The sequence below is a fragment of the Caldicellulosiruptor hydrothermalis 108 genome, from assembly GCF_000166355.1.
GTDB classification, from domain to species: domain Bacteria; phylum Bacillota; class Thermoanaerobacteria; order Caldicellulosiruptorales; family Caldicellulosiruptoraceae; genus Caldicellulosiruptor; species Caldicellulosiruptor hydrothermalis.
In genome coordinates this window covers 1,612,513-1,627,850 of the sequence record NC_014652.1, presented here as the reverse complement: position 1 = coordinate 1,627,850, position 15,338 = coordinate 1,612,513, and the positions used below count along the sequence as shown (strand labels likewise).

Annotated in this window: 17 protein-coding genes and 1 riboswitch; of the genes, 12 read left to right on the top strand and 5 right to left on the bottom strand. The window is 35.5% G+C overall.

Annotated features, from left to right (window positions below; all coding sequences use genetic code 11):
* Positions 1 to 78 precede the first annotated feature (78 nt).
* The 4 genes from CALHY_RS08115 to CALHY_RS08100 are packed head-to-tail and all read right to left on the bottom strand — an operon-like array spanning position 79 to position 3,280.
* On the bottom strand, positions 79 to 546 hold the full coding sequence (locus tag CALHY_RS08115; RefSeq protein WP_013403482.1) for an ACT domain-containing protein: 468 nt from the start codon (positions 544 to 546) through the stop codon (positions 79 to 81).
* A gap of 12 nt (positions 547 to 558) precedes the next feature.
* Positions 559 to 1,317, bottom strand: coding sequence for a 4-hydroxy-tetrahydrodipicolinate reductase (gene dapB, locus CALHY_RS08110; RefSeq protein WP_013403481.1), 759 nt, complete (start codon positions 1,315 to 1,317; stop codon positions 559 to 561).
* A gap of 37 nt (positions 1,318 to 1,354) precedes the next feature.
* On the bottom strand, positions 1,355 to 2,242 hold the full coding sequence (dapA, locus tag CALHY_RS08105) for a 4-hydroxy-tetrahydrodipicolinate synthase (protein ID WP_013403480.1): 888 nt from the start codon (positions 2,240 to 2,242) through the stop codon (positions 1,355 to 1,357).
* Between the two features lie 54 nt (positions 2,243 to 2,296).
* Positions 2,297 to 3,280: an aspartate-semialdehyde dehydrogenase gene (locus tag CALHY_RS08100; protein ID WP_041723399.1), complete on the bottom strand. Its 984-nt coding sequence runs from the start codon at positions 3,278 to 3,280 to the stop codon at positions 2,297 to 2,299.
* A 139-nt stretch (positions 3,281 to 3,419) separates the two neighbouring features.
* Positions 3,420 to 3,603: riboswitch (Lysine riboswitch) on the bottom strand.
* Positions 3,604 to 3,812: 209 nt separating this feature from the next.
* Between CALHY_RS08100 and CALHY_RS08095 the strand changes: the two genes are divergently transcribed.
* The 11 genes from CALHY_RS08095 (at position 3,813) to CALHY_RS13430 (ending at position 13,680) form a co-directional block, all read left to right on the top strand.
* Positions 3,813 to 4,145, top strand: a complete 333-nt coding sequence (locus CALHY_RS08095) for a nucleotidyltransferase substrate binding protein (RefSeq protein WP_238524507.1) — start codon at positions 3,813 to 3,815, stop codon at positions 4,143 to 4,145.
* Positions 4,146 to 4,199: 54 nt separating this feature from the next.
* Entirely contained in the window at positions 4,200 to 4,673 is a 474-nt protein-coding gene (gene ispF, locus CALHY_RS08090) for a 2-C-methyl-D-erythritol 2,4-cyclodiphosphate synthase (RefSeq protein WP_013403478.1), read from the top strand.
* 71 nt (positions 4,674 to 4,744) lie between these two features.
* Complete coding sequence (locus CALHY_RS08085; protein WP_013403477.1) at positions 4,745 to 5,917, top strand: DNA double-strand break repair nuclease NurA; 1,173 nt, start codon at positions 4,745 to 4,747, stop codon at positions 5,915 to 5,917.
* An 18-nt stretch (positions 5,918 to 5,935) separates the two neighbouring features.
* On the top strand, positions 5,936 to 6,529 hold the full coding sequence (locus tag CALHY_RS08080) for a hypothetical protein (RefSeq protein ID WP_013403476.1): 594 nt from the start codon (positions 5,936 to 5,938) through the stop codon (positions 6,527 to 6,529).
* Positions 6,530 to 6,536: 7 nt separating this feature from the next.
* Positions 6,537 to 8,201 carry an ATP-binding protein gene (locus CALHY_RS08075; RefSeq protein ID WP_013403475.1) on the top strand — a complete coding sequence of 555 codons (1,665 nt, stop codon included), beginning with the start codon at positions 6,537 to 6,539 and terminating at the stop codon, positions 8,199 to 8,201.
* 24 nt (positions 8,202 to 8,225) lie between these two features.
* Positions 8,226 to 9,497 (top strand): metallophosphoesterase family protein, encoded by a 1,272-nt coding sequence (locus CALHY_RS08070; protein ID WP_013403474.1) that lies wholly within the window; start codon positions 8,226 to 8,228, stop codon positions 9,495 to 9,497.
* 17 nt (positions 9,498 to 9,514) lie between these two features.
* The gene (locus CALHY_RS08065; RefSeq protein WP_013403473.1) at positions 9,515 to 12,088 is read left to right on the top strand and encodes an AAA family ATPase; all 2,574 of its coding nucleotides are present in this window, start codon (positions 9,515 to 9,517) and stop codon (positions 12,086 to 12,088) included.
* A gap of 52 nt (positions 12,089 to 12,140) precedes the next feature.
* Positions 12,141 to 12,482: a YbaB/EbfC family nucleoid-associated protein gene (locus CALHY_RS08060; RefSeq protein ID WP_013403472.1), complete on the top strand. Its 342-nt coding sequence runs from the start codon at positions 12,141 to 12,143 to the stop codon at positions 12,480 to 12,482.
* Between the two features lie 18 nt (positions 12,483 to 12,500).
* Positions 12,501 to 13,100, top strand: a complete 600-nt coding sequence (gene recR, locus CALHY_RS08055) for a recombination mediator RecR (protein WP_013403471.1) — start codon at positions 12,501 to 12,503, stop codon at positions 13,098 to 13,100.
* A 74-nt stretch (positions 13,101 to 13,174) separates the two neighbouring features.
* Entirely contained in the window at positions 13,175 to 13,423 is a 249-nt protein-coding gene (locus tag CALHY_RS08050) for a hypothetical protein (RefSeq protein WP_013403470.1), read from the top strand.
* A 74-nt stretch (positions 13,424 to 13,497) separates the two neighbouring features.
* On the top strand, positions 13,498 to 13,680 hold the full coding sequence (locus CALHY_RS13430) for a pro-sigmaK processing inhibitor BofA family protein (protein ID WP_013403469.1): 183 nt from the start codon (positions 13,498 to 13,500) through the stop codon (positions 13,678 to 13,680).
* Here CALHY_RS13430 and CALHY_RS08045 read toward each other — a convergent pair.
* On the bottom strand, positions 13,624 to 14,214 hold the full coding sequence (locus tag CALHY_RS08045; protein ID WP_041723151.1) for a hypothetical protein: 591 nt from the start codon (positions 14,212 to 14,214) through the stop codon (positions 13,624 to 13,626). The genes CALHY_RS13430 and CALHY_RS08045 overlap by 57 nt on opposite strands.
* A gap of 127 nt (positions 14,215 to 14,341) precedes the next feature.
* On the opposite strand from CALHY_RS08045, the gene CALHY_RS08040 reads away from it, so the two are divergent.
* Positions 14,342 to 15,259, top strand: a complete 918-nt coding sequence (locus CALHY_RS08040) for an NAD-dependent epimerase/dehydratase family protein (RefSeq protein ID WP_013403467.1) — start codon at positions 14,342 to 14,344, stop codon at positions 15,257 to 15,259.
* Positions 15,260 to 15,338: the final 79 nt, after the last annotated feature.

The window sequence follows — 15,338 nt, the reverse complement described above, 5'->3', positions numbered from 1 at the left end:
GAAGACCAAAATTCAATACTGTCAAAAAAAATAAGCTGCCCCAACTTCAAAGGCAGTTTTGGGCAGCATGCACACAACCTACTTTAAATCAAATCTTTCTTTTATAATCTGAACAGCTTTTTCCTCATCTTTCTGGTCAATCAAATATGATATGTCAACCTCACTTGTTGTTACCATCTTAAGCTCAACACCTGCTTCAGCCAAAGTGGTGAAAAGTGATGCTGCAACGCCCGGAATGTCTTTCATTGCCTCACCAAAGATAGAAAGCTTGCTCAAGCCCGACACGATATCAATTCTCAGGTGAGGGATCTCTTTTTTGAACTTGCTGAGTGCTGATATTGCCTTTGGTACGTTTTCTTCGTCAAGGCTAAATGATAAATTTATACTTCCTTTATAGGGTGCTGTTTGGCTTATCATATCAATATTTATTCCATGGTTTGCCACTTCATTAAAGATGGAGGCTATTAAATCAATTTTATTGGGGACATTGTCAAGGGTTATCATTGCAACGTTCTGGGTGACATTTAAATTTGTCACAGGCTTCAAATTTAAAACACCTCACATTGAATTAATCAAATCTTTCATATTATATATACCCGCGCCTTTGCCTATCATAAACATTGCAGCCTTGATTGCCCCGTTTGCAAAGATTTCTTTTGAAAGTGCTGTGTGCTTTATCTCGATAATCTCATCAGGGCCGGCAAAAATAACACTGTGCTCACCCACAATTGTTCCACCGCGTATTGATGCAATTCCAATTTCGTTTTGCTGTCTTTTCTTTCTCCTTGTATGCCTGTCATAGATATACTCATAAGAATTATTTGCAATCTCGTTTATTGCATCAGCAAGCATAAGGGCTGTGCCAGAAGGTGAATCTATTTTCTGATTGTGGTGCTTTTCAATGATTTCAATATCAAATGAAGGACCAAGAGCTTTGTAAGCCTTTTGAATGAGCTCTGCAACAAGATTTACTCCCAAAGACATATTGGCAGACCAGAAAATAGGAATTTGTTTTGAACATTCAAAAATTTTGGATTTCTGTTCAGATGTAAAGCCTGTTGTTGCTATTACAACTGGTTTGTTTTTCTGCTTTGCAAACTCAAGTATTTTCATTGTTGCTTCAGAAAGAGAAAAGTCAATTATGACATCAAAGTTTTCAACCACTTCTTCAGGACTTTTATAAACCGGATAATCAAAGATTTTTGCTGTATTTAAATCAACCCCTGCAACAATTTTGATATTATCATAGTTCTTAGCAACTCTGCTAACAACCTGACCCATTTTACCATTGCAACCGTTAAGTAAAATGCTAATCATTTGTGTCTCACATCCAATCCTTGTTATTATTTTATTCTCATTCCTTTACCGAAATACCATAGTCAACAAGTGCTTTTTTGAGAATTTCTCTATTCTTTTCTGTCATAGTAGTAAGCGGCAGCCTTGGTTTTCCGACATTAAATCCCATCATGTTCATAGCTTCTTTAACAGGGATTGGGTTTACCTCAATAAAGAGTGCTTTGATTATTGGAAGAAGCTTTAGCTGAAGCTGTCTTGCTTTTTCAATTTCACCGTTTAAGAAATATTCAACAATGTCATGTGTCTCATCAGGTAGAATATTCGCCAGCACTGAAATAACGCCAATTCCACCAACAGAGAGAATGGGTACTATTTGGTCGTCGTTTCCAGAATAGATATCAATTTCAGGACAGAGCATAGCAATCTCAGCAACCTGTGTGATGTTGCCACTTGCTTCTTTTATTGCTTTTATATTTGGCAGTTTTGCAAGCTCTTTCATAGTTTCTGGTAAGACATTTAGCCCTGTTCTTGATGGTACGTTGTAAACAATAATAGGAATTGACACAGCTTCATTTATTCTTTGAAAGTGTTCAATCAATCCTTTTTGAGTTGTCTTGTTGTAGTATGGTGTTACATGCAAAAGACCATCTGCACCAAGCTCCTGTGCTTTTTTGGAAAGATAAACGGCATGTTTTGTGTGATTGCTACCAACACCAGCAATAACAGGTTTTCTACCAGCTACCCTGTCAATTACAAATCTGATTACTTCTAAATGCTCATCATCTGGCATTGTTGAGGGTTCTCCAGTTGTGCCACATACAATGATTGCATCTGTCTTGTGTTCAAGATGAAAGTCAACAAGTCTTCCAAGCGTTTCAAAGTCTACACTCTCTTCATCCTTAAAAGGTGTTATTAAGGCAACACCTGAACCTTTAAAGAGTGCCATAGCCTATAAAACCTCCCAATTTATTCAAACTTTTTAATTATAGCCACTTTTCAGTTAGCTAAAGAAATATTCTATTACCTTTTCAGCTATCTGAACAGCATTTGTTGCTGCTCCTTTTCTTATATTGTCTGCAACAACCCATAGATTGACCCCACTTTCAACAGACTCATCTCTTCTGATTCTTCCAACATATACTTCATCTTTTCCAGAAACATAAATTGGCATCGGATATAAAAGATTTGCAGGGTCGTCCTGAACAACCACGCCTGGAGCACTCTTGAGAATTTCTTTTAACTCTTCTAAATCAAACTGCTTTTCGAACTCCACATTTATTGATTCGCTGTGACCGTTGAAAACAGGCACTCTCACAGTTGTTGCAGTAATCTTTATAGAGTCATCATGTAAAATCTTTCTTGTCTCGTTTATCATCTTCATCTCTTCTTTTGTATATCCATTTTCTAAAAATACGTCAATATGAGGAATAACATTTCCTGCAATTGGGTATGGGAACTTCTTTGGCGGAGCACCTTTTAATCCTTCTTCTAAATCCAAATATCCTTGATATCCTGCACCTGAAACTGCCTGGTATGTTGAGTACACAATCCTTTTTATTTTGTACCTGTCATGCAAAGGTTTTAAAACAACAACTGCCTGGATGGTTGAACAGTTAGGGTTTGCAATAATTCCCTTGTGCCATTTAATATCTTCAGGGTTGACCTCCGGTACAACAAGAGGAACATCCTTTTCCATACGCCATGCACTTGAGTTGTCAATTACAATACAGCCTTTTGATGCTGCAATTGGAGCAAAGTGAAGAGATGTTGAAGCACCGGCAGAGAACAAAGCAATGTCAATGCCCCTGTCAAATGAGTCTTCTTTTAACTCTTCAACTGTGTATTCTCTTTCCATAAACTCAACTTTTGTCCCTGCTGACCTGCTTGATGCAAAGAGGAAATATTCTTCAACCGGCAGATTTCTCTCTTCCAAAACCTTTAAAAATGTTCTTCCAACCATGCCTGTTGCGCCAACTATTGCCATTCTGATTTTCTTTGCCACTTTACTGTAAACCTCCTCTTCAAAAATTAAAGTTGTGTTTCAATGTGTTTGTGTAAAACTAAAAAAAGCTGGTTTTTGAGCCAGCTTCTGTTAATATATTGTACATTAGCCATACAATATATTAACAGATAGCGCTCCACCAATTTTTCAATTGGTGACAGTTGCATGGATATTCTCCATGCACCCAGGGTAGTTTCCAAGAAGAAAGAAACTCCCTTCGGCGTCTTTTCCTTTCAGCAGGTTTCATCTGTGTCTTCTTTCACATCCACCTGCCTACTCTTAAAAGACGCGCCTCTATCTATTAATATATTATGAGCTATTCACTTGTGGTGTTTATTTAATAATACCATTAAGATTCTTTGTATGTCAAATTTTTTTGAAAGACTAAGAGCTCTTTTTCATGTGTGATATAATTTAAATATCGAGATGTTAAAAGGACAAAAAGAAAATGGAGGATGAATAATTTGGAAAAAATTAAAGAAAGGTTTGCTAACTTTCAGAAGCACTTTTAAGATTGAAAGAAGTAGTAGAAGAAAGAAGCGATAATCCTCTTTTGTATGATGGTACTATTCAAAGATTTGAATTTACCTATGAGCTTGCCTGGAAATTATTGAAGGCGTATTTGGAATATCAAGGCATAGTAAGTATTTCTTCACCCAGAGCAGTTTTCAAAGAAGCATTTTCAGTGGGCTTGATTGAAAATCAAGAAAAATGGCTAAAGATGATTGAAGACAGGAGCTTGGTGGTCAGCACCTATGATGAGTGTATTGCTAAAATAATATTTGATAGAATAAAAAGTGATTACTTGCCATTATTGATAGAGCTTGAGGAAAAGTTGAAGGGCTGATTAAATGAGATTTGGGATTGAAGATGTAATATTTGAAAGGAGAGTTTAAATCAAATGTTTAAAGTGGGAATTGGGTATGATGTTCACAGATTTGTCGAGGGAAGAAAACTTGTATTGGGCGGAGTTGAAATACCATTCGAAAAGGGACTTCTGGGACATTCAGATGCGGATGTTTTAATTCACGCCATAATTGATGCTATTCTTGGTGCTATGGGTGAAAATGATATTGGGAAACTTTTCCCTGACAGCAACCCAAAGTATAAAGACATTTCCAGCCTGCTTCTTTTAAAAGAAGTTGCAAAGCTTTTAGAAGAGAAAAACTTGAAAATAGTGAATATAGATTCTACGGTGGTTAGCCAAAGGCCCAAGATTTCTCCATATACTAATGAGATGAAAAATAAAATTGCAGATTGTCTCAAGATTGAAAGTACGCAGGTAAATATAAAAGGAAAAACAACTGAAGGATTGGGATTTGAAGGAAGAGAAGAAGGGATTTCAGCATATGCAGTTGTTTTGATTTACGAATAAATGTTTGATATAATGATAAGAAAGAGATATAATTTAATTAAAGTAAAGAATGACTTTTTGGATGTGATAAGATGTTAGACCTTTATAGTTTATCTGAACAGATAAATGAGAAGAAAGAGATTTTAGCAAAACACAAAAAAGAGCTAAAATCAAATATGGAAAATGTGTTCGCATTTTTAAAATCGGCAGATGAGAAGAAAATTCAAAGTGTTCTTGCAAAAATTCCCAGCAAGGACGAGAAAAATGAGATTTTATTCTGCCTTCCCTACTATAGCAATTACGATGAATTTTTGAAATCTCACAGATGTCATTTGAATCTTGAGTATGAGGTCTTTGCAGTAGATGGCAGTAATACAGAAATAGATAGACATAATCTAACACCTTACTATGTGCTGAACATAGCGTGTGTCTTTATTGCCTATGGAGAAAAAGAAAGTAGATTTTGGTACAGAACTTTTCCCTACATTTACCTCGACCAGGAATTATATTCTGACAAAGACGATGTTACTTTTAAAAATTCTTCTGAGATATCACAAGAGCGCCAACAAAAAGAGTTTGAGGCAATTTTAGAGTATATAGAAAAGAGTACTCAAACAGATAAGCTCAAAATAGTGCTTTACGACGGCAATCTTGTTGACTGGTCGCAAGACAGGCAAGGTATGCGTTTTGGCAGAAAAGCAAATGCTATTCTTGAAAGGATATTCATCCTGGCAGAGCAAAAGAAAATAGCCGTGTGCGGTTTTATTTCTGTCCCTAAAAATTCGATTATTTCTAATATTTACAGAATACATATGTGTGAAAAACCAAGGATAAACTGTAGAGAGTGTCCAAAGGAGCAAAAAAGAGAGTGTGAAAAGATAGGCAGAATAAAGGATGTCGTTTTATTTTCCGGCCTTAGGGAAGGAGAGTATTCAAACATCTTTTACACATTAGGTAGAGCTTTTGATGAGTTTGAAAAGACCGATATAGGCTTTGTTTATTTGAATACAGGTTATGAAATAGCTCGAATAGAGTTTCCGCTTTATATAGCGAACGATAAGGTTTGGTTTGAAAATGTTATTGGTGCTATTTACCATCAGTGTCAGCTGGGGTTTGGTTATCCCATATCTTTGACACATGCTCATGAATTTTCTGTAATATCTAAAGACGACAAGGATTCGATAGAAAGCATGCTGCAAAGTTTTGAAGATAATCTTGTGCACTACTCTGCTAAAAAGAACAACAAGATAAAAAGAATAATATAAAAAGGAGTAGTTTTAGTGATGATAGTGGGTGAGATAATAGATATCTCTTTTACACAGCTTACTTGTGAGGCAAAGGATTTGAACAACATACCTACACCTGGAAGGTTTATAAAATTTAATTTGGATGATTACACAGTGGTCGGGTGTGTTACAAGATATGATATCGGCAGCATATCTGAGGGAGGATACCCGAGAGCTTTATGGAAATCACCAGAAGAGATTAAAAAGCAGTATCCACAAATTAGCCAGATTTTGAAAGGTTATTTTAAATGCGTTGTTCTTGGTTACATAGTAGATGAGAAGTTTGTTGGATGTCTTCCTGACAAAAGTATAAGACTTCACAGTTTGGTTGAACTGGCAAACCAAAAAGAAATTCTTCTTGCCACTCAAAATGGTCTTTTTCTAAATTCTGTACTAAAGGCAAAAGATATTGATATAATCGAGGTTGTTCCATGGATGCTCTTTTTTGCATATCTTGCAAGAGGAAAAGACTATTACTATATAGAACAGATGGGAAAAAGCTTGAACGCTTATCTTAAATATGACCTCAATCTTCTTGAGCCTATAATTGAAAGGTTAGAGAATCTGATAATGACTGTACAAGAAGGGTGATTGAGATATGGCAAGTAGTATGTATGAAGAGAACAGAATTGGCAAAATCATAGGTGGTTCGTATTCAGAAGGTCTTGCAATAAAGGTCGAGGATGATTCTGTGGTGGAAAGTACAAGGATTGGAGCAATTCTTGTTAGCCAAACAGAAAAGAGAAAGTACTACTGTATGCTTACCGACATGGTAATAGAGGGCATGAACAAGCAAGCTTTGTCAGAACTTCCGCGAGGAAACTCAAGCCTGCTTTTGAACAGGATTACAAGGGGGACTTCTATTTACACCGTGTTTAAGGCACAGCCAGTTCTTTCTTACGACCTTGAGGAAAAGAAAAATCAGCCTATAAGAAACATACCCGTTCATGCTTCAAGTGTTAGAAGAGCTACCTATGATGATATTTCAGATGTGTTTGGGAGTTTTGAAAAAAATCCAAAACGTTATTTTCCAGTTGGAAGTGTTCTTGACATGGACGAAAGCTCTACAGTATGCATAGACATGGAAAGATTTATTGAACGAAGCAGTGGCATTTACGGCAGGACTGGTACAGGAAAATCATTTATTGCAAGATTATTGATGGCAGGGATTATCCTTTGTGATAAGGCATCGCTTCTCATTTTTGATGCTCACTCAGACCATGGACCTGACAGCGTTGATGAGGAAAACCGGCCTGTTAAAGGGCTTAAAAGTCTTTTTGGAAGCAAAGTCCAGATAATGACAATTGAAAATTTATCGTCAATGGCAGGTGTTTTGCCGATTGAGATTGATGTTAGAGATGTTGAGATCGAGGATATTTTATCAATTGCAGAAGAACTAAACCTCAATGAGACAGCACAGCAGGTTATGATTGCACTGAAAAATAAGTTGGAGACAGAGGGTAAACACTGGCTTGAAGAAATACTTACAAATGGTGAGGACTTAGCAGAGAGGTTTAAAGACAGCGAAGCAGTAGTCAACAGAAGTTCGCTTTTGGCACTTATCAGAAAGCTTTCTGTGTTAAAAGAATTACCCTACCTTAGATATGATAGACGACCTGGTACAAACTCAATTGATATTATTTTAAACTATCTTCAAAAAGGTATAAGTGTTGATATAACATTTGGCAAGAGTGACAAATTACTTAATTACCTCTTTGTTACAAACGTCTTATCAAGACGTATTTACCAAAGATATATGGAGATGTACGAAAGGTATATCTCAAACAGACAAAAATATTCTCCTCCAAGGCCACTTGTGATTGCAATTGAAGAAGCACACAGATTTTTATCGCCCGATGTTGCAAAGCAGACAATATTTGGAACAATAGCAAGAGAGATGAGAAAAGCAAAGGTAAGCCTTATGTGTATAGACCAGAGACCTTCTCAGATAGACAGCGAGATTGCATCACAAATTGGAACAAGGGTGGTTCTAGCACTTTCTGATGAAGCTGACATTACAAGTGCACTTGCTGGTATGAAAAATAGCAAACAGCTAAGATCAATTATAGAGTCACTTGATTCAAAACAGCAGGCTTTACTGATAGGTCATGCAGTTCCAATGCCAATTGCAATCAAAACAAGGGGGTATGATAACAGCTTTTATGATTTTGTTTCAATTTATGCTCCAAAACATGAGGTGGACGAAAAGTACGAAAAAACGATAGAGGCATCTAAGAAGTGGCTTGATGAGATGGACTATTAAAAATTTTTCAAGAGGGAGAATAAAATGGCAATAAGAGGTGTTCATACAGCAGATCTTCATTTTGGTGTGACAACTTACAGCAAAGAGACTCCAGACGGACTTGGCTCACGTGTACATGACTTTTTCAAAACATTTGACAGAATATTGCAGTTTATAAGAGAAAACAGCATTGACCTCTTGCTTATAACAGGCGATATTTTTAAAGACAGGGAACCGAACTCTACGCTGAGGAATATGTTTTACAAGAGGATTGTGGATATTTCGAAAGAAGGTGTTTTGGTCATTATAATTCCAGGCAATCATGATATGCATCCATTTGAGACAAAAGACCATTCTATAAAGGTCTTTGAGATATTCGACCAGCCAAATATTGTTGTAATGGACAAACCGTTTGAAGTCAAAGAATTTGAAATAAGAAGTGAAAAGCTTCGCATTGTGGCTGTGCCATACCTTTACCTTGAAAGGTTTGTGGATGAGACATTTCCTCAAAATACAGAAGAGTTTGATCTGGTAGCAGCTAACTTTTTTGAGAGAAAGCTTGGCCAGATTTTAGACTCTTTAGAAGACAATATTCCAACAATCCTTGCAGGGCATTTTACTGTGGTAGAGGCGCAGATTGGCAGTGAAAGATCAATTATGCTTGGCAAAGATGTAAAAGTGCCTCTTTCATGCCTTTTAAATGCAAAGTTGAAATTTGTGGCCCTTGGTCACATCCACAAACCTCAGATTTTACATGCAGCAAACCCTACTGTGTTGTATTGTGGATCACCTGACAGGATAGATTTTTCTGAAGCAAGCGACAGCAAGGGGTTTGTTGTGTTTGAGATAGGCAAAGATAGCTTTAGGTTTGAGTTTCAACCTGTTAAGGTAAGACCTTTTTGCCAGTTAGAAATTGATGTGTTTGAAGACGAAGTAGAAAATCTCAATAAAAAGCTTCTTGACAAAATAGAAGAGAAAATACAAATGTTTGAGCAAAATACTTCAAGTAGTATTCAGGTTTCGGTTGTAAAGCTCATAATAAAAACTCAAAGTTTGATAAAAGAAAAGATTGACGTTGGGCTTATTGAAAAGTTTTTGAGAGACAGATGTTTTGTTTTAGCGCCTATTGAAATTGAAGTAGTTGATTCAAAGAAAGATTTTAGAATAACTGAGGTTGACGAGAAGTCAGACCCTGTTTATGCCTTTGAAAAATTTTTATCAGCAAGCAAAAAATACACGGGTATAGAGAATAAAGATAAAGTTGTATCAGAATTCAAAAAGCTTTTGTATGAAGTGCAGGAAAATGAAAGCGAATAAAGAGGTGGGGATGAAATTTGAGACCTCTTTTTTTGAGGATTGAAAATTTCAAATCATATCAAGAGACTCAAAACGAGATTGATTTTAGTAATATAAAAGTTGCCTGTATCATAGGGAAAAATGGCAATGGGAAATCTTCTATTGCTGAGGCAATTGCCTGGGCGCTTTTTGGTGAGTTTGAAAGACTTCAAACAGGCAAGCGTGGAAAAGTTGCAGAAACAGAGTATATAAACTCACATAAGGATTATATGCAGGTTGAATTTGAATTTGAATTGAATAAGACCATATATAAAGTTGTGAGAAGACTTGATAGAAGAGGGAAAAAGTACCTTTCGCTTTTTGTTAGAAAAGCAGACAGTCTCATACCTATCAATGAAGCAACTTACACCCAAACCCAAATAAAGCTTCAGAATATTTTAGGGATAGATTTTAATGTCTTTTTGCATTCTGCCTATCTTTCTCAAAAACGAACAGAAGATTTTTTACTTTCTTCGCCAGAAAACAGGCGAGAAATTCTTGCAAAGATACTGAACCTGAGTATATATGACAGGATAAATGAACTTGCAAAAGAAAAACGAAAAGAGATAAAAGTTTTGCTGGATATAAAGAACAAAGAAATAGAGGAGGAAAATAAGATTTTGTCAGAAGAAGAGTCAATAAAATCTTTGATGGCTGATTTGGAAAAGAAGAGAACCGCAATAGAAGCTGAATTAAACGGTTTGAGAAATAGACTAAATGCCCTTATTTCGCAGAGGTCTGAAATAGAACAAAAACTTCATTTATTGAGTCAGAAAAAGAATGAAATGACAGAACATCAGAGAAAAGCTGAGGAGATAAGGTATAAGATTGAAACTGCCAGAAAAGAGCTTTTAAAAATTGAGGAAAAGTTAAATGAAGAAGATAAGATAACTGCAATGGTTAAAGAGTATGAGATGATAAAAGAAAAGGTTGAGATTAAGAGAAAGGATTATGAAATGTATATTGAGCTTAAAAACAAGATGGTTTTGTATGAAAGGGATATAAAAAACAAACTGGATCAGAAAAAGATATTTGAAAAGAGTATTGAAGAGAGTAATTTACAACTGAATAAAGAAACTTCTGAGATTTCAAAGTATGAGGAAGAGATGAAAAAAGTGGAGGTAGAAATTTCGAAGGTCGAAAATGAGCTGGAAAAAGTAAAGCAGTATAAACAGGAACAAGAGAAGAAAAGAGAGGAAATTGTAAAACATGAAAAATTGTTAGAGGTAGTGGAAAACAAATTAAAAGAGCTTGCTTCAAGTTACAGACTTATAGAGGCAAATCAGGGAAGGTGCCCAGTATGCTTACGCCAGATTAATGGTCAAGAAGAAAAAGAACATATAAAAAATGAAATTGCGGCCCAAGGAAAAGAATTTAAACAAAGAAGAGATAGTTTGACCAAAAAACTTGAAATTCTAAGAAAGGAGTTTTCTGAGCTTGAAGAGAAAATAAAACTTGAAGAACTTCTTCGGGCAAGAGAAAAAAAGCTTCACGGGATGTTTGAAAACCTGAAAGCCAAGGTGGATCAGAAAACACAAAACATTGTTAATCTACAAAATTCAATAGCCCAGATAACCCAAAGTGTAAAGCTTTGTGAAGATGAAGTAGAGAGACTGAAAGAAAAGATGGCAAGCATAAAAAGAGAGATTTCTGTTTTAAATTTTGATGAGAATTACTACACCCAGCTTTTACAAAGAGAAAAAGAACTTGAAATATATCAAAGCCTTTTTAATGAGCTTACTATAAACAAGGTCAAAGCTGAGAATTTAAAAAAGGAGATACTTGAGTATCAAGAACAAGAAAAAGAGTTTTTTGAAAAGCTTGGGAATTTGAGGCAGGAGATAGCAAATTTATCTTCTGTTGCACACGATATGATGCTTGAAAAAGTAAAGTCAGATATTCTGAGCTGTGAAAATAAGATAAAAAATCTTCAAGAAAATCTCAATTCTGTTTTGAAAGAATTGGGAATAATTGAGCAGAAACTAAATCAAATTGGAGAGGCTAAAAAGAAGCTCTCAAGCCTTGAAAATGAAATAGAGGAGATGAAAAAAAAGATTGAAATATATGACATAATAATTGATATCACCGGACCAGATGGAATAAAGAACGAAATAATTGCAAATACTTTGCCACAGATAAAAGATGAAGCAAATGGACTTTTAAAAATTCTGACAAACGGCGCATTTTCAATAGATTTTAAAACCCAAAGAGAAACGGCATCTGGAAAAACAATAGAAACTCTCCAGATAGAAATTTCTGATGCAAACGGTACAAGAAACTATGAGCTTTTTTCAGGAGGAGAGCTTTTCAGGATAAATTTTGCTATCAGAATTGCTCTTTCAAAGGTACTTCTCAAAAGAGCAGGTGCTTCTATAAGGATGCTAATTTTAGACGAAGGTTTTGGATCTCAAGATGAAGAAGGAAAAGACCACATTGTTGAATGTTTGAATAGAATCAAAGACCAGTTTGACACTATACTTGTTATAACCCACATTGAGGATTTAATGGATGCATTTGACCAGCGAATTGTTGTTAAAAAAGATATGGAAGGGTCTAAAATTTTTGTTGTATAATATTAAAGTATTTCTTGAAGAAATAAATGATGAACAAGGAGGTAAAACTTTAATGGCAAAAAATAGGTTTCCTGGGCTTGGTGGTGGCTTTAATATAAATCAGCTCCAGAAACAGGCAAAAAAGATGCAAGAGGAAATAGAAAAGTTGCATGAGGAGTTAAATCAAAGGGAGATTGAGGTAAGTAGCGGCGGTGGTGCTGTTAAAGTTGTTATTAATGGCAAAAAAGAGATAAAAAGTATCCAAATATTACCGGAGGTTGTTGACCCGGAAGATGTGGAAACTTTGCAGGATTTGATAGTTGCATGTGTAAATGAAGCTATAAGAAAGGTTGATAAGATGGTAGAAGAAGAGATGCAAAAAGTTACAGGGTTTGGTATTCCAGGTCTTTTTTAAAACGAGGTTGAGAGGAAGATGCAGCAGAAAGAAAATTCTATATCAAAACTCATTCAGCAGCTTGAAAAGCTTCCAGGTATTGGCCAGAAGACCGCCCAGAGACTTGCGTTTTACATCATAAATATGAAAACTGAAGATGTCAAAGCACTTGCTGATGCTATCTTGAGTGCTAAAACCAGCACAAAACTGTGCAAGGTGTGCTGTAACTTTACAGAAGATGAAGTATGTCCTATATGTAAAGACGAGAAAAGAGACAAAAGCATTATCTGTGTTGTGGAAGAGCCACAGGATGTTGCAGCACTTGAAAGAGTAAAGGAATATAAAGGACTTTATCATGTACTCCACGGTGCAATATCCCCGCTCAAAGGTAAATACCCTGAACAGCTTACAATTGATGTTCTGATGAAGAGACTCTCTGACCCACAAATCAAAGAGGTTATAATTGCCACAAATCCTGACGTTGACGGTGAGGCAACTGCCTCCTACTTAGCGAGGCTTATAAAACCAATGGGTATCAGGGTTACAAGAATTGCCAGAGGAATTCCAGTTGGTGGTGACATTGAGTATGCTGATGAGGTTACAATTCTCAAAGCAATAGAAGGAAGAAGAGAAATTTAGTAGTATATTAAATAAAATATTGGTGCATAATATATAAAAGAAGCTTTATAAATGAGGTTGAATGTAAATTTAAGATGAAAGTGGATATTTTAAATGTTGTCGCAGACCAATTTGCAGATAAACTTAGCAAAGAAATGGATGATCAAAAAAGAAATGACTATGAATCTTTACTTAATTATGTAAAAGGCTTGCTTGCCTCGGCAAACACCATTTTTAATTTCGCTTCTGACCAAGACCTTATAGAAATAGCCATCTATCAACAAATTCTTGCTGAAAAATGGTTAAACTACCTGTATAAAATCCTAAAGCAGAACCCTCACTAAAAAAGAGGGTTCTTTTTATTTTTGATTTGACATAAATTTATATTTAGAAAAGCCAAATCTGAGGTAATCCATATATGAGACTTTTTGATTTAATTATAAGATTTATTCTTACTGCATCTTTTATTATCCTTTTTAATCTCTTGTGTGGACCGTATGGTCTTCATATTGGATTTAACATAGCAAACCTTGCAATTGGAACTTTAATAGGATTTACCGGTTTTGCCCTGCTTTTTATTTTGGCTCTTCTTTTTAGGTAAAAAAGTATATTCAGGAAGCTTTATTAATTCTTTCTTTTCCAGCACTCCAATTAAATAACCTGTCCAGGAAGAAATTGGTAAAAACAAAGCAGTTATCCAGTAAGTTGTTATTATAACGTTGACTGAATGCTTAGCTTTTGCAATCTCATCTGCGTATGAATACACTCCAATAAAAGGGGAGTTCCAAAGTCTGAACGCCACATTTGCCCAGTGAGAGTTTAAAAAACCCTTATCGTTCAAAGATACATAATTTGCTGCCATTATAGCTAAAATAATTGTGGGAAGTGAAGCTATAGCTATAGCTACAGCACCTTCTAAAAGAGACAGTGCATCTCTTTTTTTTGCGTGAAACCTGCCACTCGAAAAATTGCCGTACAAATAAAGTAGACAGATAACTATGCCACTTATAAGCTGTGAGGTTACTCCTCTGAAGAGGGAGAAATATAGGTACATAAACGCTATAAATATGACTGTTGTTAGAAAGTGATTTTTCAAAATGTGCAGACTATATAGAAATATCTTTTTGGTTTTCATTTTGTATTTCAAAAACCCCCTGAAGTTTAAATTTATTTCATCCTCTAATTATATCAAAGTTTGCAATTGAAATAAATTAGATATATACTTTTTCTATATACAAAATAAAAAAGGAGTGCAAAGTCTGTTGGCAGTTCTTGTGACAGGCGGTGCTGGCTTTATTGGGTCACATATTGTCGACAAGCTCATTGAAAAAGGATATGATGTATGCATTGTGGACAATCTTCTTTCCGGCAACGTTTGTAATATTAATCCAAAGGCTAAATTCTATCAACTTGATATTCGTGATAATTTAGAAAAAGTATTCGAAGAAAACAAAATTGAATATTGCATACACCAGGCAGCTCAGGTGAGTGTTGCAAAGTCTATGAAAGATGCTTATCTTGATTGCAGTATAAATGTCTTGGGCACGGTTAATCTTCTTGATTATTGTGTAAAATACAAAGTAAAAAAATTTATTCTTGCATCCTCAGCAGCAGTTTATGGAGAACCAAAGTATATTCCAATTGACGAAAATCACCCATTAAGACCAGAATCTTTTTATGGTCTGTCTAAGCTTACTTCAGAAGAGTATATCAAGATGTTTGCGCATAATTTTAATTTTGAGTATATCATTTTCAGATATTCAAATGTCTATGGACCACGGCAGGACCCGTTTGGGGAGGGCGGAGTTGTATCAATTTTTTGTGAACGTATGCAGGGTAGCAAAGATGTAATTATATTTGGAGATGGGACTCAGACAAGAGACTTTATATATGTTGAAGATGTTGCTGAAGCAAACTGTATTGCACTGGAAAGTTCTGTGTCAGGAACATTTAATCTGAGCACTGGTAAAAATGTATCGGTAAATGAACTGTTTGAGATTCTTTCTGGCTTGACAGGATACAAAAGAAGTCCTGTTTATCAGTCAAAACGGCCCGGCGATATTGCACACAGCTGTCTTTCAAATAATCTTTTAAAGAGTGTATTAGGATTTTCACCACAATTTTCACTTTTGGAAGGGTTGAAAAAAACAGTCGAATATTTTATTGATAGGTCTGTTTAAACCCTTTTTATAGAGGGTATCATTATATCATAATAAAAAAGCATATATTTCATAATGCCATTGAAAAGGGGTTGTTTGG